The sequence below is a fragment of the Bradyrhizobium sp. JR4.3 genome, from assembly GCF_040547695.1.
GTDB classification, from domain to species: Bacteria; Pseudomonadota; Alphaproteobacteria; order Rhizobiales; family Xanthobacteraceae; genus Bradyrhizobium; species Bradyrhizobium canariense.
Window position 1 is genome coordinate 16,461 of the sequence record NZ_JBEPQF010000041.1, and the last position, 24,607, is coordinate 41,067.

The window sequence follows — 24,607 nt, forward strand, 5'->3', positions numbered from 1 at the left end:
AATAGGCTCGCCATCAGCCGTCGAAAGGCCTCTCTGTGGTGGCCTCACGCGGCACGTTCCGTGCTGATCGTCGTGGACCGGTCCCTCTGCAGGTTAGTTCGAAAAATAGCTGATCTTGTCGAGCGATGAATCATGAGATGCCTCCGAAAGACCTTGTTAGGGTGCGTTCAGCTCGATTGTTGTTCAGAGTCTGACAGTGTGGGGCCGTCGCCCTTGTCAGGTTGAACACTTGTTCGGTACATCTCAGCTATTTCAAGGCGATCAATAGCTCAAATCAGGAGACGTCATTGGCACGGCTGTTGCTATTGAGATGTAGCGACACCAACTGGCAAGGACACGCAAAGGAGCAAGGCAAACGATGCTCTCTTTCACTTGAACCCGTGCTCATCGCCTTAAGAGCGAAAACCGGCGTATCTGCATCTGAGAGCGCATACACCAAGCGCGCGGGTCTGCCGATCGGCTTTGCAACTATGGTGCGAAGGAAGAGAGCAATGTTCGCGCCGCAGGAATTCGAATGCGACACCCGGATGTCGAATCCGTGCTGATAAGCAAGGCTCACGTTGTGAGATCCAGCTTGCGCTCCGAGCCGCTGCAGAGAACGATGAACTCTTCAGAACCATGCGCCAGATGCGCCGTTCGGACATTCATAACGGCGCCCTAGGCGATTGCGATACACGATGGATGGCAACGAGACACCGGGCCGGCCTTCCACCATCTCGCCAGCAGACGGCGGGTGTCGCTTCAGGGCTTAAACTGCCACGATCGAGCCGGTCGGCGAGTTCGTCCCGCATCTCGGCAGGCCGTGTTCGGCTTTATTAAGTTCTGCTGTCGGCGCAGTTTGCGGCCGTAACGACTAAGCTAGGTGAGATATCGCTAGCATTCAGTGTTTCGGGCTCACAAACGACTTTCGCTCCCCAGCACCCGTGACAAGCAAGCCTAACACTGCCTGAGTTCGACATGGTGCACAGATGAACAACGACTCCAATCTCAATATTGATCTGGACATTTGCAGCAAGCCCAATATTGAGCTCGACGTGGAGGGGTTCGAGGGCACGGAGTGCATTTCACTGCCGTTCAGTTACGTGATCTATGCCACCACATCGAACAATGTCGATACGGGCTTTTTGATAGGCGAGCGCGCCAAGCTGTCTGTCAAAACCGCGTGCGGGCGATGGCTTGCCTCGGGCCTGTGCGCCCAAGTCGAGGAACTCGATCCGACGGTGACTGGCCTACGAGTGCTCCAGTTCGTCCTACGGCCGCGCTTTGCCGTTGCCGAGCTCTCCATCGCGAGCCGCATTTATGGCCCTGGCCAACCCATGGGCGTCGATGACATCATCAAACAGCAGTTGAACAAGGTGAGCATCAGCGTTCCCACCGAATACAATCTCGATCGCTATCCCAAGCGAAGTTATGTTGTGCAATACAATGAAAGTGATTTGATGTTCATTTCCCGCCTTTGCGAACGAAACGGAATTTTTTACTTCTTCAAACAGGAAGAAGACGGTGACATCGTCGTCTTCGGCGATAAGAATCTGGCCTTCCCCAAGGTCGGGTTCGGCGCCAAGTCGGCGCTTCTCTATGCGCGCCAATACGAGCGCAAGACATCTCGAGGCGTCGACGAAAGCGCCGTTCGGTCATTCCGGCAGCGCCGGGTTCTCTCGACAAAGACCATCGCGCTCCACGATTACGATGAAACCGTGCCTTCCGTCGTGTCCGTCGATAAGCAGGTCGGACAAGGCAGCGGTTTCTTGGGCAAAGCCTCGCGCTTCGGCGGGCATTTTGCGAACGAAGCAGAAGCGGCCACGCTGGCCCGGATCCGAGCCGAGCAGATCTGCGCCGGCCAGACAATGTACATCGCCCACAGCGACGCACCGGAGCTGCGAGCTGGCGTGATCTTCGAACTGCAGGGCCATCCCCGTTTCGATGGTGAATATCTCGTCATCGCCGCGGATCACTCGGCCTATCGCCCGGCACCGACCGGATTCCGCGCGTTCGCTCAGGATGGGCGTGCCTACCAGAACATGGTCCATTGCATCCGCTCGGACGTGCCTTATCGACCGGTTGTGATGACGCCTGTGCCTCTGGGCGTCGGCCTCCACACCGCCACAGTCGATGGAGAAGCTTGGAACGGGCGGGCCGAGATCGACGACCACGGCCGCTACAAGGTGCAGTTGGCATTCGCCGAAGAACTGGCAAAAGGACGTGGCAGCGACTACGTGCGCAAGCTCGAACCTTATGTAGGTCCGAATAAAACCGGCTTGCATTGTCCGTTAGTCCCCGGAACTGAAGTTCTGGTCGGCTACTTGAACGGCGATATTGATCGGCCTGTCGTGATCGGGGCGGTCCACAACCCCGATATGAAGCCAGGAGTGACTTCGGAAGCGCCTTTGTTCAATCGCCTCAAGTCGCAATCTGGCGCCACGATCGAGATTTACGACGGACCTGCATGATCTTTTCACCTCATGGCGGCTTATGACCGCCTGGCGGCCAGCGACTCACGAGATCGACCCGCTAATGGAAGCGGTCGCCCATGCGGCACGCGCGACCATCCTGCCGGCAGTGTCGATCAACATACTCTCGCCGTCGACCGATGGCATTCGTTCGCAACGGCTTCGTGACGGACGAGAATTGCGTCTCAAATTATCCACGCGCTGTCTCGATCAGAAACAACGTGGTCCTCGCACGGTGATCGTCTACGCGTTGCTGGGCAATGCAGTTGTCGACAACCGCATAGGGTACCAGGTGAGGGGACAGGCTGTACTCGATGTTGCCACGCGTGCCTTTCTAGACATCGACTGTCAATTGGAACAGGTCGCCCCTGTCATGCCGTGACGGATTGCTGTCTTGATTGCGATGACTCTTCGCGTGATGGGTGCCGGTGCCTGGAGACCTGCCCAGCCCCAATTGACTATCACGTCCGGTAGGCCCGAAAATCCGTGTCGGTTGCACACGGCTCTTGGCACGGATGTTGCGAGGGTCATCGGGCAAGTATGTGCCGGGTATGCCAGAGACCGGGGAGACGAACGTGTCACTTGAAGCCTACATGACAATCAAGGGAAAGAAGCAGGGCGATATCTCCAAGGATGCGTCCAAGCTGGACAGCATCGGGCAGGTCGCCAAGGGGGCCTCTGATAAGCAAGGGAGGATCACCGTGGTCGCCTTCACCAGCGGCGTCGTCGTTCCGCGCGACACGACGAGCGGTGTCGCCACAGGCTCTCGCAACCACCAGCCTGTGCTATTCACGAAATTCTTCGATCGGGCCTCGCCGCTGCTATGGCAGGCGCTGGCCACCAACGAGGTGCTCGAAAACCTGGTCTGCGAGTTCTACCGCACCGATCCAGGGGGCATGCCGCAGCCGCAGAACTTCTTCAAAATAACCTGGAAGAACGCGACGTTAGTCGAGGGCAAGGCTTATGTGCCGCTGACAATCAATCCGCAGAACAACTTCTTTCAGAACATGGAAGACTGGTCGTTCACCTACAAAGAAGTGAAATGGGAGCACGTTCCCGGCAGCACCAGCGGCGAGGATAAATGGTGACAACGCCGCGACGTTCGCGCTGCCGCGGTTTTGCGGCGCCGACGCGCTATGCTCCCGCCAAACCAAGGGCGGAAATTTTGTCGCAAGCACCGTCCGGGAAATGGCGGATGCAGGGCGTACATTCGAGGCGTCGCGGAGCTCCCGGTTGGCTATGCCGGGTCTGCTTGATGGCAATGTGTAGACAGTGCTTGCTCAACAGATGTTAGATAGGCGGCTAGCATTGGCTACCATTGCTGATTGTTGCATTGAGGCTGAACCGATCGAGCAAGCGAGCTCATATGCCTGCTGATCAGACAAATTGTCCGACGTACAACGTCGACATGCGACAAAGATACCCCGGTCCCATTGACGGTTTTGGGCGTCCCATGTACCAAATGGGCTCGTGTTCGGACCGAGTATCGCGCGTGTAGCCGAACAGGGTCTCACAATCGTATTGTTGATTCTACGTCATGGGTCGTGATTGACGGACATGAAGAAGAATTGCTCGCGGAAATCGGCGCGCGGGGACGTGCACTGCTGGCCGTGTTGATGCGCTGCGTCGTTGCAGGCAGATGATGCCCGTGGTCTTTGGCCAGGCCAAAGGAAATGCCCATCGTTATCAATAACGCGGCGACGATGCCCATGTCGGTGCCGACCTATGTATAGCATCGGCGCAGTGCGGGTCGATCGTGGGTCGCGCTAAAAATACGTGAGACTGTCTCCGATCGGGCTTTTGAAGCAGCGATATTGGCGTCCGGCCAGGTTCAGCGGTCGAGACAAGAAATCACTGCCGCCGTCGGGAAGCCTGAAGTCGGACCCTACGAAACGAAGCGTCCTACGCCGCAAGCCGATACGAGCTGGTAGATCCGGCGAAGCGTCTCCTTGCCCGTGAACTCGAGGCGCGCTAAAATGGCGCATTGGAGCGGGGTTGCCGAGCTTGAGAGGCGGATCAAGGAGCGGCGCGCCGCATCGCCGGAAAGTGCAAGGATCGACCGCGCCCTGCTCCTGCAACTTGAGATGATCTGCCGCGGGTTCGGAATGCACCGTCAACGGACACACGCACCAAGCAGCGGCTGGTTCACATCGTGGTTCGGGAGATTGTTTGCCCTCACCCTAAGAGACGGTCGTCGACGTCCAGGCTCATCGGATTCACCCGAATCCGCAACGCCGCCCGCTCCGTGCTGGCGCATTTATTGCGTCTGCAATGAGGTGACGCAACAGCGCGGACTTGGCGCCTTGGTTGACAGCAAGAGCCGAGAATTCTGCCGCGATGTCGGCGGCGACACGAAGCGAGATCAGAACCATCTGCTCCAGTCCCAATCGCGATGTAACACATCGCTCGCGCGAAGCCTACGGCATCGATGCCACTTCGCTAACCTGTCGTAGGAGCGGTGACTGCCTTGGCCCTCACTCAATCTCGGCAGACGAGCGACACACATTGTGCTATGTGCTCTCTGTAGAGATCGCAGCCAGCCTTCGGTCAATTGATTCCTTAAAGCTCTCTCGCGCCTCGAATGCTCGCGAAGGAATCAGAAGTGATTCTTTCCGCTCAAGCCGATCAGCAGACACAGATAGATATGGGTAATAGAAGAAGAGCGTTAGGGACGATTTGCAGTCCAGACGAGCTGTTCAGCCGCCCTTAAGCTGCGGTATGAGAATAACGTTGACGCCTAGCGGATTGTTAAGGGTCACCTCCCTTGTCCCCGCAGCCAACTGCGCCATGTAGGAATGACCGTGGATGTAAAGACTTGTCGTTGCCTGCAACGGCCTCGGGAACGCGGCCATTCTATTCAGGACGCCAAGCAGGACGTCCGGGGCCGCTTGGGGACCATGGTTCCAGCTCGGGCCTACTATGTTCGTGAAATCATGATCTAATCTCCTAGTCGTCACATCGGACGCCGGACGTGACAGCTGCCGCGACAGGTCCAAACGACTCGACCCGCCGGCTAACGTCCGCTCGACCTTCCCTTTCGAGCCGCTAGGCTCCCCCACATTCCGCGGACCGAACGGGCCGGCGAGTTTCTCAGTCGGAGTTTTCTTCAACTCCGTAACGAAGTCCTCGCTCCATCGCGCGATGGGATATGCTTTAAGTCTCGCCATCATGTCGCGCCAGCGCGAAATGCGCTCGCCAGGCGACATCGACATTGCCGTCGAAATCTTGTCTGCGATGTCGTCGATGTTGTTCGGATCGACGAGCAGCGCCTGCTCCAGCTCTTTGGCAGCGCCAGCAAATTTAGACAAGATCAGCACGCCGGGATCTTTCGGATCTTGCGCCGCGACATATTCTTTCGCCACCAGATTCATGCCATCACGCAACGGCGTTACCAATGCAACCTCCGCGGCGCGGTACAGACTCGCAAGTGCGGCTTGGCTGAAGCCCTCTTTGACATAGCTAATCGGAATCCAGTTGTCCTTACGATGGCGGCTGTTGATGTCGCAGACGAGATCCGAGACATCGTTCTGCAACCGCTTGTAGATCGGATTCCCGATGCGGGACGGGATCGCGATCTGCAATAGCGAGATACTCCGCTTCAGATCGGGCTTTTGGGTCCATAGGCGATCTAAAGCATGTAGGCGTTCTTCGATACCCTTGGAGTAATCGATCCGGTCGACGCCGATTGCTATCCTTTCACTGTTGAGGCCGTGTCGTATGTAAGAGATCAAAGGCTCCGAGACGGCGTCCGCGCTCCATTGCGTGAACGTGTCCACATCAATGCCTATCGGAAACACTTGGCACCGGGTTTGGCAATGACCACAGGTCGCAACATAGCCGTTGATGTTTACCATGGGATCGGTGCCGAGATACTCGAGAAAGTTGGTCCGGTCCTCCTCGGTCTGAAAGCCGATCAGGTCGTAATCCAACATCGCCCCGATCAGTTCGTCATGATGGCGCACACTCTCTATTATAGCGCGCGGCGGCCATGGCGTGTGCAGGAAAAAACCGATGGGCTTTTTGATGTCGAGCTTGCGCAGCTCCTTGCCGAGAGCAAGGAAATGATAATCGTGCACCCAGAACGCCGTCGCCTCTTTGATCCGGTCCAGTTCTTGCGCCATGATGGCGTTGATCTTGCGATAGCTATCGTAATCCTCCTCCGAGGCGCCGGCGCGAGCCAAGTCTGCGCGCCAATGCAAGGCCGGCCATAGTGCCGAATTGGCAAAACCGTCGTAGTAGCGGCGATAATCCTCGGCGGGCACATCCAGCCTTACAAGCCTGCCTCCGCCGTGCGTCTCGGTAGGCGGCTCCTTCTCATGACCATCGTCCAATTGGCCCGAGAACCCCACCCAGATTGCTCCGGATTTGTGCACCACGGGGAGCAGCGCCGCTGCAAGACCGCCTATCTTGGGTTCATTGACATCGCTGCTGGCAACCCGGTTCGACACGACGACGAGGGTCACAAGTCATCCTTTTGCGTCTGAGCTACCGTTACCCTTCCGTTCAATAAATATGGCTTGATCATCGCCTCAAGAAAGATGAACCAAAATGACGCACGCGCTCAGGCATTCGGTCTTGCTACTTGGATCGCGCGGCCCATTCGGTAAGCTTGATCACTTGCGATCCGCAGCCTGGTACCCGACCGGCATCGACGATTTGCCTTCCTCGACTGCGACCAAACACAGCGCGTCGGCTAGAATGACGGGCGGGCCACGCAATGTAGTGATTCCGGCTCCCAGTGCACCAACAGCTTCGTCTCCAGAGGGCAGATTTCCAACGACAGCGAAGCGCTTGGTTTTCTGCAAACCGGAGCGCTTGTCCATTTCGGCAATCGCCGCAAACCCCGACGCAGTCTTCCATCTGGTCGCGCGAGCGGGTTCCGAGCCGATGAGGGCGCCACAGAAGCAAGTCGCGGCTTTCTTGATCAATCTCCTGCAGTTCGGATCGGCCATCTACGCCCCCCTCTGCTGACTTGGCTACCCACCTGATTTGGCAGGTGACACAAAGACGCGTCCGCATGGGCGGACCGAAAGTCCGTCATGTTTGAGAAATATAGCTAAGAAGCGACAATTGTCTCGGCGGGTCTTATGCCTATTATTGTAAAGCCGCGCACATTGGGTCTTTTGACGAAATGCGAGCGCCATCCGCCAGGGGCGAGCCTCGTCATTTCCGTTTTCGCGATGTTCGACCTGGCCAACCCGGGTGCGGGCCGTCTGGAAGGCGAGCAGGACCTCTGGGTTATGGCAGCGAAGGAGCTTCCGCCCGGCAACCCTCTCGACATCGGCATGCCCAAGCCGCAAGCGGAAGTGCTCATCGGCGGACATGCCGCGGCACCAGAGGGGCGGCTGACCGAGCGCATGATGTTGGGCTGGACCGTCGGGTCGATGCAGAAGCACCTTCTGGTGACGGGCGACCGCTATTGGCAGATGGCAGCCTCCGGCTGACGACCGACAGCCGTGCAACCGTTCCGTCAAATACCGCTAACGCGGCAACGCGCGTTGGGGGCTCGGCTACTGGCAACCGGCTCGAGCGACTTGATCGGCGATGAAAGTATCACGTCTAATAGACAATCACGTTGTTCTTCATGCGCTTTTGGGCGATGGTGACATCTGCATTTGGCAGAGCAGTCGAGCAGTGGACCAGGGCCGCTCATTATCCAACAAGAGACAAAGCCTCGGTCAAAGGCTGCGCTCTCCGGGGTGACCGCGGCACCGTCATGGCCAACTTCCCGTTCTTAGAGCGCGACCGAAATCGTTCTTGAAGTGGCAACATGCGGTCACGTCCCGCGTTATCATTGCTGGAACGAACCGTCTTTTTCAACCTATCGGATTTGATGTCCAGAGTCTCAGGAAGCATGCACGCGATGATCGGACGTAATTCGCGTTGCGGTTCAGACTGCCTCGATAGCGGCGCTCGCTAATGCACGACTCCTTACGGCGTCAACTCTGCTTCGAGAGATATCTGCCACCGTAATACTCTCGCGAGGCCTTCCGACACACCGTCTCGTAGAACTCATCCGCGTCTTCGATGGTGTAACCAGCACCAGCGAAGCAGCCACGTGCCGTCTCCTGGAGCGTATGCCGTATTGACGTCGTGTCTTCGTAGACGGCGTTCAGACACGCGATGATGACTATAACGTCCTCCTTTGGAAGGCGTGGCTGTCCACTCATCAAGCGCGCGTGATTGATGCAGGCAACGGCATTGGCGCACGTGAACGAGTCACCCAGCCCCGAGCAGTCTTCGAATCCATTGCCTTGCTCGTTCAACTTGACGTGCGCGATGGGCAGATATTTCATGTCATCGATGTCCGGGTGGTTAAAGTCCTGGCCTATCGCGCGATCATGACCCGCTCGCCATTTCTGAAACCAGGTGTCGAGTTGGTGCAGTCCTGGCCCAACCCAGCTTTTGTTGCGTTTGAGCAGATTCTTATTTGGATCCTCGAACATAAGAGTCGCATCGAGCCTGTCGGTTTCCGCCCGTGACAGCCAGCCGTGCTCGCGCAAGGTCTGCATCACGACGTTCTCAGCGTGGCCCCAATGCGGATCCGCAGCGTACACCTGCCTGAAGTTCAGGATGGTCTGCCCAGCCGCGAACTGGGCCTCCTCTCTGAGGCCGCGGTGCTTCTTGAGCAGTGGCTCCAGCCTCTCGACGCATCGCTTGAAAGTTAGTCCCTTCTCGCCTTGGAAGGCGCCCCGGAAGTGCTGCACGCCCTTGTTCACGAAGGGCTGAGTGACCGATCGCGAAGTGTAGCCGTAAGCGCCAGTTGTCTCGTTAAGCACGCCCGTCAATGCGTACTTGTTCTTTCTGTCGTATAAGGGACTGTTCGTCAGGTCCGGATCCTTCGGCACCTTCGGCGGTTTATACTTGGCCACGCACTCGTCCTTGACAAGATGGCCCTTCATGCAACTCAGGTTCAGAAGTAGCGAAGCGTGCGCCGGCATGGAATCGACCAGGTGCGCAACGTGCACGTAAGTCGCCGCCCGGTAGTCGATCATCGTTACGAACAGGTTCATACCGCAGGTGCGGATTGGGTTGAGGGGACGTTCATTGAAACGCCGAGTGTCAGGGTCGGTGGCGTGATACGATGTGTAATACTCCCTCGCCTTCGCCAGAGCCAACCTGAGCCGTTCGTTACTGGTGAAGCCCTTCTTCCCGTCGTGCAGTGACGTGGTCGAAAGGAAGAAGTCGTTTGCGACCTCATTATAGGCGTAGCCCGCGCCAACAAGGCACAATCCGCATTTTACTGCGCTCGCAAAGTTTGGCCCGCGCCCCCTTTCGCCTCCACTATTCGTTCCCTTTTCGACCTGTCGCATTGCAGCGCTCCCCGAAGCTGGAGTTGCCCCGCCCCCGGCAAAGAGCCGATGAGGTGAAAGCCCCTCTCCATTGAGCGCAGTCATCGCATTCGCGGCCTCGGCCAGTCCGCCGACCATTTGCCAAACCTGGGAGCGAAGCGTAGCAAGTGAATGGCCCGCTTGGTGAGACGCACTGAGTGTACTTGGGGCCTCTGCCTGGCCGCCAACGATCAGCCAAACCCGGGAACGAAGAGAAGCAAGCGAGATTTCGTGGAACGCGGTCATCGCACTTAAGGCCTCACGCCGTCCATGAACGATCCACCGGTTGAGTCTCGGACGGCGCGGAGGCTGGTCTTCCCAATTCGCATCTCATGATGGTGAATCACTGATCGTGACGCAGGCTCACCGGTACGATCCCGGCACCCCTGCCGCTACATGCGCTCGATATAGTGGTCCGAACAGATCGACTTGATCGTACCGCGAGATCTCAAGCCGCCTAACGAACCGGTGTATATTCCCCGCGTATCTACGTTGTGCGTTGGACAATTCGTCCGACTCGCAGACCTCCTGTTCGAGCACCTCGTTGGCAGCAGCGACGAGCCCCGATCGAAGAACTTGGCGAAGAGCACCGGCTGGTGGTTGCGGGCCCGTGGCGACACCACTCGTCATGTCACGCGGAACGATGGTGAAGGCAATTCTTTCCTTCCGGCTTGCAGGCTTCCTTGGATATATCGCCTGCTTCTTCCCCTTGATTGTCATGTAGGCTTCAAGAGACACTTTCGTCGCCCAGTTTCTGGCATACGCGCTCAGCCGTTCGGTCTTGCTACTTGGATCGCGCGGCCCATTCGGTAAGCTTGATCACTTGCGATCCGCAGCCTGGTACCCGGCCGACATCGACGATTTGCCTTCCTCGACTGCGACCAAACACAGCGCGTCGGCTAGAATGACGGGCGGGCCACGCAATGTAGTGATTCCGGCTCCCAGTGCACCAACAGCTTCGTCTCCAGAGGGCAGATTTCCAACGACAGCGAAGCGCTTGGTTTTCTGCAAACCGGAGCGCTTGTCCATTTCGGCAATCGCCGCAAGCCCCGACGCAGTCTTCCATCTGGTCGCGCGAGCGGGTTCCGAGCCGATGAGGGCGCCACAGAAGCAAGTCGCGGCTTTCTTGATCAATCTCCTGCAGTTCGGATCGGCCATCTACGCCCCACTCTGCTGACTTGGCTACCCACCTGATTTGGCAGGTGACACAAAGACGCGTCAGCATGGGCGGACCGAAAGTCCGTCATGTCTGAGAAATATAGCTAGGAAGTGACAATTGTCTCGGCGGGTCTCATGCCCATTCTTGTAAAGCCGCGCACATTGGGCCTTTTGACGAAATGCGAGCGCCGTCCGCCAGGGGCGAGCCTCATCATTTCCGTTTTCGCGATGTTCGACCTGGCTAACCCGGGCGCGGACCGTCTGGAAGGCGAGCAGGACCTCTGGGTTATGGCGGCGAAGGAGCTTCCGCCCGGCAACCCTCTCGATATCGGCATGCCCAAGCCGCAAGCGGAAGTGCTCATCGGCGGACATGCTGCGGCACCAGAGGGGCGGCCGACCGAGCGCATGATGTTGGGCTGGACCGTCGGGTCGATGCAGAAGCACCTTCTGGTGACGGGCGACCGCTATTGGCAGATGGCAGCCTCCGGCTGGCGACCGACAGCCGTGCAACCGTTCCATCAAATACCGCTAACGCGCCAACGCGCGTTTGGGGGGCCCGACTACGCTGCGAACCGACTCGGCGCCGGCCATGAGGCTCTCCGCCGCAGCATGGCCGGCGAATTGGTGGCCCTGCCCAACCTCGAAAGCCCCGAGCATGCGATTCAGTTCATTGACACAAGCGCACCGCCTGCAACGTTCGGACCAATGGCGCTTGATGATAGGGAGCGTCTGCAATACGCGGGAACCTATGACGCTGCGTGGCTGAAATCAGTCGCGCCAGCTCTGGCGACCGACGCTGATCCGCGCCTTTTTCTATTCGCTCCGCCAGACCAGCGCATGACCGGCTTTATCTGCGGCGGAGAACCCTATGCGCTGCAGAACTTCTCGGCGGAGCATCCGTTCATTGAAGGTCGCCTACCGGCCTTTCGCGTGCGCTGCTTCATCGGCTGGAGCGATGCGGCGCGGGGCGTCTCGGAACTGCAGACGCGCATCGATACCCTGTGGCTGTTCGCGGGCGCCCGCCGCGGCATCATGATCTACCGCACCTCGATTGCCATGCAGGAATTGGACGGTGGTGACGTTGGCGACATTATGGTCGCCTACGAACGACAAAGTGAGCCCGCGCGTCCGTTAGATCATTATCTGACCGTCCGGCAGTTGCGGCTCGCCCCGGAGACGGCCGCACGCTATGCCTTTTCGGAACATCAACTCACCCCTGGGCCTTCGGTTGCCGAACGCGAGCGCCGCGCAACGCGGCGGCGCCAACTGGCCGAACAGCGTACAGAGCGGAAGATGGCCTCCATGCGCTGGGCGCTCGATCGGGAACTCGCGCGAATTGACCTTCCGCCTTCGCTGCGCCCCGCGATCGAGATACCATCCATCGAACCCTCGAGTATTCCGGAACTGTTGCCCGAAGAACTCGAGAGCGGCGAGATCGAATTGGCCGAGATCCTCGACGCGTTGGAGAAAGTACAGGAGAAGGCGGAATCCGACATCGACAAGCTCGCAGCGCAATACGAACCCGCACGCGCAGCCCATGGAAAGATTGCCGACGGAAACGCCGCATCGAACGATATCGACGCGTTGCTTGCCGCGCTCTCTTGCACGGACGCTGCGCCGTCGATGGACGCGACCCTAGAGGGAGATCTGCCGCTGCCGGTGGACATTGATCCGGCCTTCCTAGGCGATATCAAAGACAGGCTCACGCGCGCTAAGAACCGGCGCGGCAACCTCGTCGGCGCGGCACAGCAGCCGTTCGATGAGCAACAGCAACTCGAGCTTGCACATGCTCGTTTTTTTAACCTGGCGGCTGGCCGGCCGCTAGAGCCGATACGCAACGCTATAGCGGACGACGCCTTTTCACTTCCCGATATTCCGACGTTGGTCCTGCCGGAAGAAGCGCGCAGCGTCGCCCCGGAGGCGCCGCCGCGCCTGTCGATTGACGAGATACTGGCGCAGATCGAGAGCGCCGGTACACCGTCTGAGACCGCAGCACGTCTGCGGGCCGGCTTCGCCGATGCAGAAGCGGCGCTCAAAAAGGTCCTTTCTTCACTAGCCGCCGATGAGCGTCCGCCATTCGAGGCCTTGAGTGCAACCCGTCAAGCGGCAACCGCCGATGGACCCGAAGCAGCGATCGCCGCGGCCAAAACGGAATCTACGAAGGCGCTGACTGCCCTGCAGGCCGAGATCGACCAAGCGGAAGGTCCATTGGCAGCCGGCATGGCCGCGGCCAGGCTTGCCTCACCCAAGCCGCTCAGACCAGAAACCATGCTGGCGCCAGCTGTCGCGCGGGCGCTGGGGGATCTGGTGGAAGAGGAATTTCGGCGCGGCGGCACGGTTGCCGGACGCGATCTGGCCGGCGCCGACCTCTCCAGGCGACGATTCACGAACGCGGACTTCTCCGGTGCCTTTCTCGAACGCGCGAATCTAAACGGGACCGATCTCTCCGGCGCCAAACTCATGAAAGCCACACTATCAGGCGCGGCGCTCATCAACGCTGATTTAAGTACGACCGACCTGACCGAAGCAAATCTTGGTGAAGCCGACTGCCGCGGAACGCGTTTCGCGGGGAGCCTGCTTGTGCGAAGCAATCTTCTCGGCGCGCGCATGGCGGGCGCTTCCTTCGACCGAGCGCGTCTTATCGAGCTGCAAATTTTGGGGGTGCCGATGATCGCGGCAACCTTCCGCTCAGCGCAGCTGGATCAATGCTGCTTTATCCAAGCCACCCTCCATAATACCATTTGGGAGGACGCCATCCTCCGGCGGGTGCAATTCATCGATTTATCGTTGTCCGGCGCGAGCTTTGCTAACGCGCGAGTCGAGCAAACCTGCTTTCTCAGGGTGACAGCGCCCCAACTCGATCTCAGCAGCTCGCAATTAGACCAAGTCAGCTTCATCGGCGACATCGATCTGCGCGACGCCCACTTCGGCCGCAGCAGCGCCGAGGCGCTTTCCTTTCAGGCAGCCGACCTCAGCGGCAGCGACTTCACCCTGGCCCGAATAAATGGTGTCTATTTTGGTAAGTCGACTCTCGCCCGCGCCTCCTTCCGAATGACATCGCTGAAACGCGCGGTCTTCACCGGCAACAATCTGCGCGGCGCCGACTTCTATGCCGCCAACCTACTCGAGGCACATCTCAATCAGACCGACCTGACCGGCGCCAGCCTGCGCCATGCAAATCTCTATGGTGCCGACCTGATGGGCTCTGCTTTAGTCGCCGCCGATTTGAGCAACGCCAATATCGATCGTACCGTTATGATGGTCCCGCGTCATGTCAGTTGATCTGCTATTGCAGTCGATCGCCCATAATTTCCCCGTACGCGACGCTCGCATCGATGGCCAGATGCTATCTGGACTGAGCCTGAATGATGGCGTTGTGCTAAGTTCCTCCTTTCGCGACAGCAGCTTCTCGGGCGCCTCCCTGACTGGCATGATGTTTCATGACTGCGACTTCAACGCTGCTTCCTTCGCCGACGCTCGCTTCGAAAAATGCACGTTCGTTGGTTGCCGTGCTGCCGGATCTGACTGGCGACGAGCAGGCTTCACCCAGTCGACGTTCATGTCATCGGATTTGGGCCTTAGCGACTTCAGCGAGACGCGGTTTACCCAGACGACAGCGATGCGTTGCGTCTTGGACCACACCGTCCTGCGCGGCGCGATTCTATCTCAAAGCGCTATCATGGATTGCGGGCTTGCCGAGGTCGTGCTCGACAATGCCACGCTTACGAACGCCGCCATCACGCAAGCTGATTTGCGTAGTGCGCGGGTCACGGGAATGCGTTGCGACACGATCGTTTTCTCGGAATGCGATCTGTCGGAGCGAGATCTCACCGGGCTGATGCTTGCCCGAGCGAACCTGAGCGGCGCCAAGCTCAACCGCACAAACCTGTCCGGCGTCGACCTCTCCGGCTCAATTTTGACTGGTGCGAGCCTCGTGGGTGCCGACCTCTCCAACACGACCGCCCCGAACACACTTTTTGTTAGGGCTGACCTGCGAGCGGCCCAGCTGCGTAATGCCAATTTGACGCAGTGCGTTTTCACAGAGGCGCGCCTCGATGGCTGCGATCTCTCGGGCGCACAACTGGAGATGGCGGTTTTCACGGGTGCATCGGCCAGGTTCGTTTCATTTGCCGGTGCCGACATGTCCTACGCGCTGATGCATCATGCCAAGGTCGATGGCAGCGACTTTTCCGGTTCGCGCTTTCTGCGCACTGACTTTCATTGTGCGTCGACCGGCGGCCGTCTATTCGTGCCCCAGCAAGGCAACGCACTGCATACCGTATCTGAACGCGCTATCGCCGAACTCTACGATGCGAGCCGCATCGTCCCGTTCAAAGGAGGGTGTTAACCGATGACCTTTGTCAATGCAAATGGCCCGATGCCGGCGGTGGATTACGGCTTTCCCGACGTCTGCAACACACCATTCGGCCCTGTCGTCGTGCCTACCCCCTATCCGAACATCGCGACGAACACGGCGGCCATTCCCACGCAGTCTCGTTGTCTCATCATGTGCATGCCTGCGCACAACATGACGACCGAGCGTCCGGTATCGTACGGTGACAATGCGGGTTTGGCCCTCGGCGTCATCTCTGGCCTTGTCATGGGTCCTGGGCGCGCCAAGGCCGGGTCCGACAATTTGTCGATCGGCGGGGCCCCGGCAACCAAAATGGGGATGCCGACGAAACAGAATGGAGCCAATCCGAACGCGTTCGGAGTTTCACTATCGCCCTCTCAAACCCGCTTGATGGCGCAGCGCTAATGCGCCGACAGTCCTACGATTAGGGAGCCTACTATGCCAAATGCCTACACGCGACTGTTCGTCCCAGAAACACCAGTCTCTCCCGTGACGAAATCAACCTATCTGCGCCTCGGTTCTTATTCGGAGGAAGAGGCAAATATTGTCACTGGACTGACGACGACTGTCGACCAGGGCCTTGCTGGCACGAGTCAGTACGAAAGCGACAACACCGGCATGCTTGCCTTCACCAATACGGACTTTCAGGCAAACGTTGAAGGTGCCGCATTGATGAAAATCGGTCGCGGTCAGACCACGGAGGTCATGAACGGCAACTCCCAACATAAGGTCTCGGAAGGTACTTATGATATCTCCGCCGAGAAGGGCATATCAATCACGGCTGGCGCTAACGGGACGCCCGCCGATATCACGCTCACGGCCTCGAACCGCGTCAAGCTAATCAACAAAGGCAACAAGTCGGAAACTACCACCGGTGACGTGGAAAAGCGGACGATGGGCAACACCAAGGAGCTCTTCCTAGGCACCAAATTCACTTGCATGAGTGGCGCAGCTACCAAGCTGACGATGGCCCACAAAGTATCCATTTTTCTCGGAGAAGCCTTCACGTACAAGGTCTCCCGCGAATGTTGCGTCAATCTCAGTGATTTTAACTCGATAACGGTCGGCAACAGACTTGATGTTGTCCAGGGAAACGACATCAAGCAAGTGATCGGAAACTCGACCAAATCTGTCTTTGGCCCCGACTTCAAATCGGCCGATAGTGATACCAAGATTCTCAGAAGAAGCAATTTCAAACTCGCGCCAGTTGACGATTTGAAGGTGGTCGGCCGCGACGGCAAGGTCAGCAAGACCAGCGTGTCCGTCACAGAAGAAGAATTGAGAAAGGGAAAGCTGAATACTGAACAGTACGATGTTGTGAACCGAACAGCGGAGATCGTGTCCAGCACCGGCAAGGACGAAGTCATACAAAAGAATTCGATAAATTTCATGTAGCCGACTGGAGAGCGGGAATGACGATGACAATCCGCGTCACAAACAGCGACAGCTTGGCGATGGCCGAGCGCTTGCTTGAACCTGGACATCACACAGCCCATGTAGTGTCAGTCAGCGATGACGGCAGTGTGATGGAGGTCGAAGTCGCTGGCGCTCGTCACACGGCGACGGTGGCTGTTGGCTGCCTGATCCGGCCTATACCACGGGACAGAGTGCTGCTCTTCGCTAACGTGGAGCAAGCCTTTGTCGTGACCGTGCTCGAGCGGGCGGCTTCCAATGATGGCATGCTCGGCTTACCAGGATGTCGCAACATATCGATTGAGGGCGAGACCATCACCGTCGCCGCGCGCCAGCGCATATCCTTGCGCGCCGATAGTATCGATCTGCAGGCTACGTTGTTTGCCGTGCTCGCGAACAAAGGCACCTGGATCGGCAAGCTCTACACGTTAATCGCGGACCGTGTCCGATGCTCGGCGCGGACCCAGGAAACGAGCGCCGAGTTGCTTACGGTGAAGGCTGGCGAACGTGTCTCGGTGATCGAGCGTATCGACTCATTGCAGACCGAAACCCAGGTTATCAGGGTCACCGGCATTGCCTCCGAGATAGCCCACAGCAAAGTCATCGCGGTGAGCGAGGATCTACGCCTCGACGGCAAACGCGTGACGGTTGCATAATGCGCATGCCGACCACTGGCGTGCCCGGCCCGACCCGACAAGATCGGCTTAGGACGGCGCAGGAGTTTATTGCGGCCGGCCGTCTCGAGGAAGCGGAGGCGCTGTTGGAGCAGGTCGTCGCCACAAGCGATCCGGATACGCTCAGTGCAAAGGCCGCAGTAGCGCTCGCACGGCAACGCACGGAATCGGCGTTCGAGCTGCTGGTGGAGGCGGCGACCGGTCATCCCGATCACGCTGGGCTTGCTACTAACCTCGGGATCGCCTATGTGCTGCTCGGCAGGTTTGACGAGGCGGTTATTTGCCTCAAACGCGCAGCGGCGCTCGCCCCACGCAGCCAGGAGATCAAGCTCACGCTGGCTCATGCGCTGGAGAGCCGCGGTGACGTTGCTGAAGCCCGCGCGATTACAAAGGCTGTTGTCCAAGACGAGCCGGGCAATGCGCGCGCCCTCCTTCAGCTCGGCACACTCGATATCGGCTTGCGCGATTACTCGTCGGCCGAGATCGCCCTGCTTCGTGCCCTGGAGCTTGTTCCCAACGATCCCGATACGCTGCGCAATTTGTCGGTACTCTTGTTTGAATGTGGCCGCTTCGAGGAGGCGCTGAATGTTGCGGAACACGCGCATCTGCGCGCGCCGCTCGACACGGCCGGGCTCTCGCATCTGGCTTATTGCCGTGCCGCGATGGGACTTTGGGCGGAAGCGGAAGCAACCTGCAGGAGATTGCTCGCCTATGCACCGACCCATCTTGGCGCGCGCGAAATCCTTACCCGCGTCATGATTGCCAATGGCCAGGAGGAACGCGCAATTGCGGAGCTCACAACGTTCGTACGCGCGCACAAATCGCGCCCTGCTGCTGCGCTTCTTCTGGCCGACATCTTGCGGTTCGTTGGACGGTTTGATGAAGCCCTAACGCTCGCCAGCTACGTCTCGCGAACGCAACCTCACGATGAAGCGGCTAAATCTCTCGCGACCGCGCTTGAACTGACGCTCGGTCGCTTCCCGAGGCCCGAGCCGGCTGCCTTGGGAGTTGGGATGCGAGTAATCGTGCCACCGAGGACTGGCGCCCTCGAATTCATCGCACTCGCTCGTCTCTTGCGTCGGGCGACGAGCCAGCAATATGTGCATGTTGTCGCGGAGCCACGTTACCAGGCTCTTCTTAGGAATGTAGCCGAGCAGGCCATTCTCGATGAGCCGAGGTCCGGGCTCTCAACTATCCCGCTGCAATCCTTATTGCGCATTCTGTCGACGGACTCGCGGAACATTGCCGTTGATGTTCCCTACCTGCGGCCCGACGCCGAGCTGTCAGCGAAATGGCGGGATGCCTTGGCCGCCTTTCCAAGGCCTTGGGTTGGCATCGTGTGGGAGGGCGGCGCTCTCGGCCTATCGATGGAGCAGATCGCCGCCGTGATTCCTCACTCGGTGACGCCGGTCAGTTTGATGACCGACGCGCGACGGCATGACATGAGGCGATGGAGCCGTCCGATCGATGTTGGTGTGCATATCGAAGAGCCTGCGGAATTCATTGCGGCGATCGCCAATCTCGACGCCGTGGTCGGGCCCGACAGCTTCGCCATCCATATCGCCGGAGCGCTCGGCCTTAAAGGGGTAGTCTTTGTTCCGCGCGGTTATCCCTGGTATTGGGCTCAGGCGGATGGCAAGCCACTGTGGTATCCTTCATTCGAGGTTGTCGTGCAGGAGCGGCTCGGCGATTGGTCCGGCCCGATCGACGACGGTCGGCTTCGGCTCGAGACCCTGCTGCGCACACAAACGATTGACTGAGCGGCAAGCCCTTGCTCGTCGGTGGACTGGGGAAAATGTCGACGAATGGGTTTGGTGGCGTACCAACAGCAGCTAGCTGAGAAGCCGAGGCAAGCCGAGCAAGCGGCGCAGCCGCGGTGAGCAGCGCGCCCCCCGAGATCATCCGCAGGAAATTACCCTCACGCCTCTTCCGACAACCTGGACGACCTGTTCGAGAAAGCCGCTGAAAAGTCTGACCGGCAGCGAAGACCCTGAGAGAGCCTACTCTGTCTTCGTAAGTTGGCGAATGATCTCGGGCGTCTGGGACGTATGATTAGAGCAGACGACGCATCCTTGCGCGCACACGCCGAAAGTATTGACTTCATGACCACCACATGATTGGCGCGATGGGCATGTTTCTTCGATTTCGCAAGGGCTGCTGGCTCGATGGTCGGTGTCAAGTCCTTGCCCCTCTAAGGCCGACGATGATCTCATCGAAGCTGCCTGTGGTCTGAGTCGGAGAACTACCAGGACTGATGGTGACAAGCTTCGAAAGCTTGCAAAACAGTTCATTGAGGACCTGAAAGACCTAGCAAGCTGCTGAAAAAGTGGTTTTGCGAGTTGGACGGAGTGTGATTCCGTGCATGTGTCTGATTCCGTTCGGCTGGGGGACGCGATGCGCGGGGCAGATCAGCGGTCGGAAGGCATATACAGCTACCTGCCGTTGGAGCAGCGCGTTCCAGCGGATCACCCGTTGCGTGCGATCCGCGACTTGGCCGACGCGGCGCTGAAGGATCTGTCGCGACTTTGCCAGACTGTACGCCCGCCATGGCCGACCGTCGATTCCGCCGCAGCGGCTGTCGCGGGCGCTGCTGCTGCAGGCGTACGGCCCGTTGCCGTTCTCGATCATCAGATGCCCCATGTGGCAGAGCTTGGCCTCGTTGCCAGCGGCCTTGCGAAACAAGCGGGCGTCGGGGTCGTTCGAAGAACGCGTGTCGTGCTTGCGCTTCTCGCCACGGAAGTCGCGCTCGACATTGCGTCCCTGACCGCTGCCCGACTGCTTTTCGCTCCACATGGCCAAGCTTCGCAAGCAACGGTTCTTACCGCTGGATCCGAGCGTCGAGCCGCGACTGGAAGGCTCGTGTCGCGAACGAGACCTGCTGCTCGGGCGCAGCCCGGATGCGTTCTTCGTGACCTGTGAGGGGCATCGTCTCGGCGATTGCGGGGCGCGTTACCACTTCGCGCATGTATACCAGCAGAGCGGGCTAAGGCTTCAGTTCGTTCGGGTTCTGCGACGCTCGAATAAGGGGTTGGCATTTCGAAGTACGCCGGAGCGGCTTGCGATCTGGACTCGGCCGCGTTGTACGCATGTCAGTTCGATGTCGGCGAGGCGGTCCAGATCCGCCACCACACGTCAATCCCTCATAGGCCCTCATCCCGTTCGCGCGCCTTCGGTGCAGCGCCGAGACCAGCCTGTTCAACTGATCGCTCTTCTTCCTCAGGTCGCCAGTGGCCGTCGACCAGTGCTTTTCGCTGACGAGATTGCGCTCGCGCCAGGCGGTCGAGAGTTGCTCCAGCATGCTCGACTTCTCGTCTTTGGTCGAGTGCACCTCGAGACAGTAGTTGCCCAGCCCGGTGGCCTGCGTTCGCCGCCTGACGCCTTTGAGCGCTTCTGCGAGACGAACAGCACCATCTTCTCGTGTGCGAGGCAGTTGGCGATAGTCTGGATTCTTGCCCCGGCGGGCCGAACATACATAGTCCGCGCCGCGCTTGGGGCAACGACAGTAGCGATCTGCAAAGAATCGGCCGAGAGCGGCGCGAACAGTTCGATCGGATCGATGATCTCGCCGATGGTTCGCGCATCGATGAAGCTCGCCCCGGACCATCGTAGCTGTGGGTCGGGGGTATCCATCGGGTGACGCGCGACGGGATTGGGCTTGAGCAAATCTGTGCGGTCGACGAGATCCTTCCACATCAGGTACTTAATGAAGGACAACGTCGCGAGCGTGATCGGCTCGGTGACTTCCCAGCCATTGATGCTCTTAATGTGGCCGCGGACATCTTCGAGCTGGCGAGGCGGATCGGCTCACTCTGAAATGAGTGGGTTTGAGTTGGGCCGGTGCTCTCCGACTTGTCGGCCGAACTCAATCCGCGGGCTGCTGAAATACGAGCTTAAGAAATTCGGCGGAAGCTGATCTGGATGATCGGGCTTGCAACGATGCTCATGGGCCTGTTTGCCTCACTGTCGGGTTGCCGCATCGCCAAAACAGTCGTGTCGGTGACGGCAGCCATGCGCCAGCTCGGCGACGGCCGGTGCGATGTGGTTCTGCCGGCTAGGGGTTCTAGGAAATAGCCTCCATGTAGAAGGTACCGAGTCTGATGTCTTTCGAATGCGGGAGCTTCTCCTTCTGCACGATCAACATGTTGCCTCAGGCAATTTTAAGCGTGTCGCCGCCGATCTCCCGGTTGCAAGGGCAGAGCTCATGAGTCTGTATCGCATCCAGAACGCGTAGCGTGTCCTTTGGGCTCCGGCCGACATTGAGGCTTGTCGCATAGACATGCTGGATCGTGTTCTCAGGATCGACGATGAAGGTGTAGCGATGCGCGATGCCATCACGCGAGCGGACTCCAAGGCCATCGACCAGCGCGCCCTTGGAGTCGGCAAACTGCCAGATCGATAGACGGTGCAGGTCCTTGTGCTCACGCCGCCAGGCGAGCTTGCAGAACTCGTTATCGGTCGAGCCACCAAGTACGATTGCATTGCGATCGGCGAAATCCTTGGAAAGGCGGGCAAACTCAGCGATTTCGGTTGGGCAGACGAATGTAAAATCCTTCGGGTAAAAGAAGATGACTTTCCATTTGCCTGGAAAGCTCCTCTCAGTCAGCGTCTCGAAGGCGCTCTGCCCGTTCTCCTGGTGCAGGTGAAAGCCGGGCTTCACGCCTGTGATGTCGAACGGCGGCAACTTACTTCCAATTCCAGACATATTGTCCTCACAGCAACATCGCGTCACGCGGAACTGCGTTCCGGGACTAGCCAAGCAAGCGATATGCCACCCGATCAGACGGCAAGTACCCACCGTGCCGGTCGACATCCGCCTTCGATGGCGGTGTCCTCGAACCCGATCTGCACTGTATGATCTCCTCAATCGCCTTGGGCTAAGGCCCGGCGTTCCCCGTTCTGCGCTCTTTCGCCGGGCGGTCGTAATGGAACAAACGCGCCAAGGCTTTGTCCGGTTTCCGTCAAAGCCCTTGCCGCTGTCGTCTCCGGCACGGCATCCGGTCTCGGACGCCGCGCAATTAGTCGAGCATGGTCAGGCGCTTGACGCACCCGCGAACGAAATGGCATGCCGGTTGCTAAATGGATGCAGCAACAACGAGTGAGGGCTGAGGGCACGCCGACGCCGATGGCGAGCGATGGCCTCCTTCCCGAAACCCGTGTGCCCACGTTTCTGAGAGAGAAACAGCCTCGCGCGTTCGGCGCGAAAAAGTTGGCAATCGGTTGATGGAGAGCAACATGTCTTCGCTGAGACAAATCGCGTTTTATGGCAAGGGTGGCATCGGTAAATCGACGACGTCGCAAAATACGCTGGCGGCCCTTGCTGAGCTGGGCCAAAAGATTCTGATCGTCGGTTGTGATCCCAAAGCAGACTCGACCCGCCTTATCCTGCACGCCAAAGCGCAGGACACCATTCTGAGCCTGGCGGCGAATGCCGGCAGCGTCGAGGACCTCGAAATCGAGGACGTCATCAAGCTCGGCTACAAGGACATTCGATGCGTCGAGTCCGGCGGTCCGGAGCCGGGGGTCGGGTGCGCCGGAAGAGGCGTGATCACTTCCATTAACTTCCTGGAGGAAAATGGCGCCTATGAGAACATCGACTACGTCTCTTACGACGTGCTCGGCGACGTCGTCTGCGGCGGCTTCGCGATGCCTATCCGCGAAAACAAGGCACAGGAAATCTACATCGTGATGTCCGGCGAGATGATGGCGATGTATGCCGCCAACAACATCTCCAAGGGTATTCTGAAGTATGCGAATTCCGGCGGCGTGCGCCTCGGCGGCCTGATCTGCAACGAGCGGCAGACCGACAAGGAGCTGGAGCTTGCAGATGCTCTTGCCAAGAAGCTCGGCAGCAAGCTGATCTACTTCGTGCCGCGCGACAACGTCGTTCAGCACGCGGAGCTGCGCCGCATGACGGTGCTGGAGTACGCGCCAGATTCCAAGCAGGCGGATCACTATCGCAATCTCGCGACCAAGATCCACAATAATGCTGGACAAGGCGCTATCCCGACGCCAATCAGCATGGACGAGCTCGAGGATATGCTCATGGAGCACGGCATCATCAAGCCCGTCGACGAGAGCTTGGTCGGCAAGACCGCCGCCGAGCTCGCCGCTGTTTCGGCATAATTCATGTTGTCGTTGTCGGCCTTCTCGATCCGGGAAGGCCGACATCGTCCACTCAGATGCTGGGGGACCCTCATGATTGGTACACAAAGGAAATTGGCCGATACGGTGTTACCTCCTCTATCGGCAGCTCACGTCGCCGAGCAGCGCGATGGAAGTAAGCTCTACGGCCTTCTGACTGGCAGCCATCCAACAGAAGTCGACATCAGCGATAATTACGATTTCGATCGCCATGTGCTCGCTTGCGTTCTCGCCGCATCCGCTATGGATGGCGGCCAACTTCCCGAACGGGCTGGCCTGACTAACCAGGAGCTCAATGCGCTCCTAGTGCAATACTTCCCGTCCAGCCCGGTCAGAAGGTGTACTTGGCGCGAACAGCCCGCGTTAGCGGCTCCTGACGAGACAATTATGGTGCGCGACCTCCTGCTTGCGCAACGCTCCACCCATAGCGAGGTCGGCGGCTGGTTGGCGACGATGATCGCGCGGCGCGCCATGGAGCCCAATCACTTGTGGGAAGATCTCGGTTTGCGGAAGCGGGACGAATTGTCCCGCCTCCTGACGCGCCATTTCGGGCCGTTAGCGGCTCGCAACTCCAAGAAGATGCGCTGGAAGCGTTTCTTCTATCGCATGCTATGCGAAGATGACGGTCTGGTGATGTGTACTACGCCGGTCTGCACGGAATGCAATGATTTTGATCTTTGCTTCGGCGAGGAGAGCGGAGAGAGCCGGATGGCAGGACGACGGCGTGATCATCTGCGTCGTCGCGATGACTCCGTTGAAAAGACCGGCTCACCAACCAAGCGCTGGACCCGCGATTGCTTGGCCGCTCCCAGCGCATTGTGATCGGCAAGCATTCAGGGCTTGCCGCGATCACTTCGCTGTTGTCCGAGTTGCAGCTATCGGTCACCGCCGAGAAAACCGAACCATCATCGCGCGCGTCCGCAAGCATGCCACGAGCACAAAGGCCGGTTGCCCAGCAACGGTGGTGGCAAGCTGGCGCGATATTCACGAGGGCTCCCTCGCCAACGGCGGGTGATCGGTTGGTCAGCCATGCGCGCCGCGCGATCAGGTTGAAACATTCGGCCCGGATGGTTTCTGGGCGCGGAT

General features: G+C 58.9%; 18 protein-coding genes and 1 pseudogene. 13 read left to right on the forward strand and 6 right to left on the reverse strand.

The genetic code is table 11. From position 1 onward, the window contains the following. Positions 1-968 precede the first annotated feature (968 nt). From ABIB91_RS36245 to ABIB91_RS36255, 3 genes are all read left to right on the forward strand, one after another. Entirely contained in the window at positions 969-2,450 is a 1,482-nt protein-coding gene (locus ABIB91_RS36245; RefSeq protein WP_354171593.1) for a type VI secretion system Vgr family protein, read from the forward strand. A 64-nt stretch (positions 2,451-2,514) separates the two neighbouring features. Beyond that, positions 2,515-2,832, forward strand: a complete 318-nt coding sequence (locus ABIB91_RS36250; protein WP_354171595.1) for a hypothetical protein — start codon at positions 2,515-2,517, stop codon at positions 2,830-2,832. 193 nt (positions 2,833-3,025) lie between these two features. Further along, positions 3,026-3,538, forward strand: coding sequence for an Hcp family type VI secretion system effector (locus tag ABIB91_RS36255; RefSeq protein ID WP_354171596.1), 513 nt, complete (start codon positions 3,026-3,028; stop codon positions 3,536-3,538). 422 nt (positions 3,539-3,960) lie between these two features. Here ABIB91_RS36255 and ABIB91_RS36260 read toward each other — a convergent pair whose 3' ends face one another. From ABIB91_RS36260 to ABIB91_RS36270, 3 genes are all read right to left on the reverse strand, one after another. Next, the gene (locus tag ABIB91_RS36260) at positions 3,961-4,161 is read right to left on the reverse strand and encodes a hypothetical protein (protein ID WP_279682266.1); all 201 of its coding nucleotides are present in this window, start codon (positions 4,159-4,161) and stop codon (positions 3,961-3,963) included. A 985-nt stretch (positions 4,162-5,146) separates the two neighbouring features. Continuing rightward, positions 5,147-6,913: an alpha,alpha-trehalose-phosphate synthase (UDP-forming) gene (locus tag ABIB91_RS36265; RefSeq protein ID WP_354171597.1), complete on the reverse strand. Its 1,767-nt coding sequence runs from the start codon at positions 6,911-6,913 to the stop codon at positions 5,147-5,149. Between the two features lie 150 nt (positions 6,914-7,063). Further along, positions 7,064-7,402: a hypothetical protein gene (locus ABIB91_RS36270; RefSeq protein WP_354171599.1), complete on the reverse strand. Its 339-nt coding sequence runs from the start codon at positions 7,400-7,402 to the stop codon at positions 7,064-7,066. A gap of 135 nt (positions 7,403-7,537) precedes the next feature. Between ABIB91_RS36270 and ABIB91_RS36275 the strand changes: the two genes are divergently transcribed. Further along, positions 7,538-7,894, forward strand: a complete 357-nt coding sequence (locus tag ABIB91_RS36275; protein WP_354171601.1) for a DUF2169 domain-containing protein — start codon at positions 7,538-7,540, stop codon at positions 7,892-7,894. A 495-nt stretch (positions 7,895-8,389) separates the two neighbouring features. Here the strand turns inward: ABIB91_RS36275 and xopAG are convergent, their stop codons facing one another. Continuing rightward, a complete protein-coding gene (gene xopAG / locus ABIB91_RS36280) occupies positions 8,390-9,763 on the reverse strand; it encodes a XopAG/AvrGf1 family type III secretion system effector (protein WP_354171603.1) in 1,374 nt (457 codons plus the stop codon). Between the two features lie 837 nt (positions 9,764-10,600). Next, a complete protein-coding gene (locus tag ABIB91_RS36285) occupies positions 10,601-10,939 on the reverse strand; it encodes a hypothetical protein (RefSeq protein ID WP_354171605.1) in 339 nt (112 codons plus the stop codon). A 135-nt stretch (positions 10,940-11,074) separates the two neighbouring features. Between ABIB91_RS36285 and ABIB91_RS36290 the strand changes: the two genes are divergently transcribed. From ABIB91_RS36290 to ABIB91_RS36320, 7 genes and pseudogenes are all read left to right on the forward strand, one after another. Further along, on the forward strand, positions 11,075-14,221 hold the full coding sequence (locus ABIB91_RS36290; protein ID WP_354171607.1) for a DUF2169 family type VI secretion system accessory protein: 3,147 nt from the start codon (positions 11,075-11,077) through the stop codon (positions 14,219-14,221). Continuing rightward, positions 14,211-15,287, forward strand: coding sequence for a pentapeptide repeat-containing protein (locus ABIB91_RS36295; protein ID WP_354171609.1), 1,077 nt, complete (start codon positions 14,211-14,213; stop codon positions 15,285-15,287). The genes ABIB91_RS36290 and ABIB91_RS36295 overlap by 11 nt, the downstream gene beginning before the upstream one ends. 3 nt (positions 15,288-15,290) lie before the next feature. Next, entirely contained in the window at positions 15,291-15,698 is a 408-nt protein-coding gene (locus ABIB91_RS36300; protein WP_354171611.1) for a DUF4150 domain-containing protein, read from the forward strand. A gap of 33 nt (positions 15,699-15,731) precedes the next feature. Further along, positions 15,732-16,688 carry a hypothetical protein gene (locus ABIB91_RS36305; RefSeq protein ID WP_354171613.1) on the forward strand — a complete coding sequence of 319 codons (957 nt, stop codon included), beginning with the start codon at positions 15,732-15,734 and terminating at the stop codon, positions 16,686-16,688. 17 nt (positions 16,689-16,705) lie between these two features. After that, positions 16,706-17,362: a DUF3540 domain-containing protein gene (locus tag ABIB91_RS36310; RefSeq protein WP_354171615.1), complete on the forward strand. Its 657-nt coding sequence runs from the start codon at positions 16,706-16,708 to the stop codon at positions 17,360-17,362. A gap of 5 nt (positions 17,363-17,367) precedes the next feature. Next, complete coding sequence (locus ABIB91_RS36315) at positions 17,368-19,140, forward strand: tetratricopeptide repeat protein (protein ID WP_354171617.1); 1,773 nt, start codon at positions 17,368-17,370, stop codon at positions 19,138-19,140. A gap of 634 nt (positions 19,141-19,774) precedes the next feature. Next, positions 19,775-19,985, forward strand: a pseudogene (locus ABIB91_RS36320) (transposase); the annotation flags it as partial. 1,542 nt (positions 19,986-21,527) lie between these two features. Here ABIB91_RS36320 and ABIB91_RS36330 read toward each other — a convergent pair. Further along, complete coding sequence (locus ABIB91_RS36330) at positions 21,528-22,082, reverse strand: peroxiredoxin (RefSeq protein ID WP_354171649.1); 555 nt, start codon at positions 22,080-22,082, stop codon at positions 21,528-21,530. A 530-nt stretch (positions 22,083-22,612) separates the two neighbouring features. Here ABIB91_RS36330 and nifH point away from each other — a divergent pair. Then, on the forward strand, positions 22,613-23,503 hold the full coding sequence (gene nifH, locus ABIB91_RS36335) for a nitrogenase iron protein (protein ID WP_279682290.1): 891 nt from the start codon (positions 22,613-22,615) through the stop codon (positions 23,501-23,503). Between the two features lie 72 nt (positions 23,504-23,575). Beyond that, positions 23,576-24,343 (forward strand): nitrogen fixation protein NifQ, encoded by a 768-nt coding sequence (locus tag ABIB91_RS36340; RefSeq protein ID WP_354171620.1) that lies wholly within the window; start codon positions 23,576-23,578, stop codon positions 24,341-24,343. Positions 24,344-24,607 lie beyond the last annotated feature (264 nt).

What these genes read in the sequence shown, in the direction of transcription:
- ABIB91_RS36295 (WP_354171609.1), top strand. Translation starts at nt 14,211, where the DNA reads ATGTCAGTTGATCTGCTATTGCAGTCGATCGCCCATAATTTCCCCGTA.
- ABIB91_RS36330 (WP_354171649.1), bottom strand. Translation starts at nt 22,082, where the DNA reads ATGTCTGGAATTGGAAGTAAGTTGCCGCCGTTCGACATCACAGGCGTG.
- ABIB91_RS36275 (WP_354171601.1), top strand. Translation starts at nt 7,538, where the DNA reads ATGCCTATTATTGTAAAGCCGCGCACATTGGGTCTTTTGACGAAATGC.
- ABIB91_RS36315 (WP_354171617.1), top strand. Translation starts at nt 17,368, where the DNA reads ATGCCGACCACTGGCGTGCCCGGCCCGACCCGACAAGATCGGCTTAGG.
- ABIB91_RS36285 (WP_354171605.1), bottom strand. Translation starts at nt 10,939, where the DNA reads ATGGCCGATCCGAACTGCAGGAGATTGATCAAGAAAGCCGCGACTTGC.
- ABIB91_RS36245 (WP_354171593.1), top strand. Translation starts at nt 969, where the DNA reads ATGAACAACGACTCCAATCTCAATATTGATCTGGACATTTGCAGCAAG.
- ABIB91_RS36270 (WP_354171599.1), bottom strand. Translation starts at nt 7,402, where the DNA reads ATGGCCGATCCGAACTGCAGGAGATTGATCAAGAAAGCCGCGACTTGC.
- ABIB91_RS36310 (WP_354171615.1), top strand. Translation starts at nt 16,706, where the DNA reads ATGACGATGACAATCCGCGTCACAAACAGCGACAGCTTGGCGATGGCC.
- ABIB91_RS36340 (WP_354171620.1), top strand. Translation starts at nt 23,576, where the DNA reads ATGATTGGTACACAAAGGAAATTGGCCGATACGGTGTTACCTCCTCTA.
- ABIB91_RS36250 (WP_354171595.1), top strand. Translation starts at nt 2,515, where the DNA reads ATGGAAGCGGTCGCCCATGCGGCACGCGCGACCATCCTGCCGGCAGTG.
- nifH (WP_279682290.1), top strand. Translation starts at nt 22,613, where the DNA reads ATGTCTTCGCTGAGACAAATCGCGTTTTATGGCAAGGGTGGCATCGGT.
- xopAG (WP_354171603.1), bottom strand. Translation starts at nt 9,763, where the DNA reads ATGCGACAGGTCGAAAAGGGAACGAATAGTGGAGGCGAAAGGGGGCGC.
- ABIB91_RS36290 (WP_354171607.1), top strand. Translation starts at nt 11,075, where the DNA reads ATGCCCATTCTTGTAAAGCCGCGCACATTGGGCCTTTTGACGAAATGC.
- ABIB91_RS36260 (WP_279682266.1), bottom strand. Translation starts at nt 4,161, where the DNA reads ATGGGCATCGTCGCCGCGTTATTGATAACGATGGGCATTTCCTTTGGC.
- ABIB91_RS36305 (WP_354171613.1), top strand. Translation starts at nt 15,732, where the DNA reads ATGCCAAATGCCTACACGCGACTGTTCGTCCCAGAAACACCAGTCTCT.
- ABIB91_RS36300 (WP_354171611.1), top strand. Translation starts at nt 15,291, where the DNA reads ATGACCTTTGTCAATGCAAATGGCCCGATGCCGGCGGTGGATTACGGC.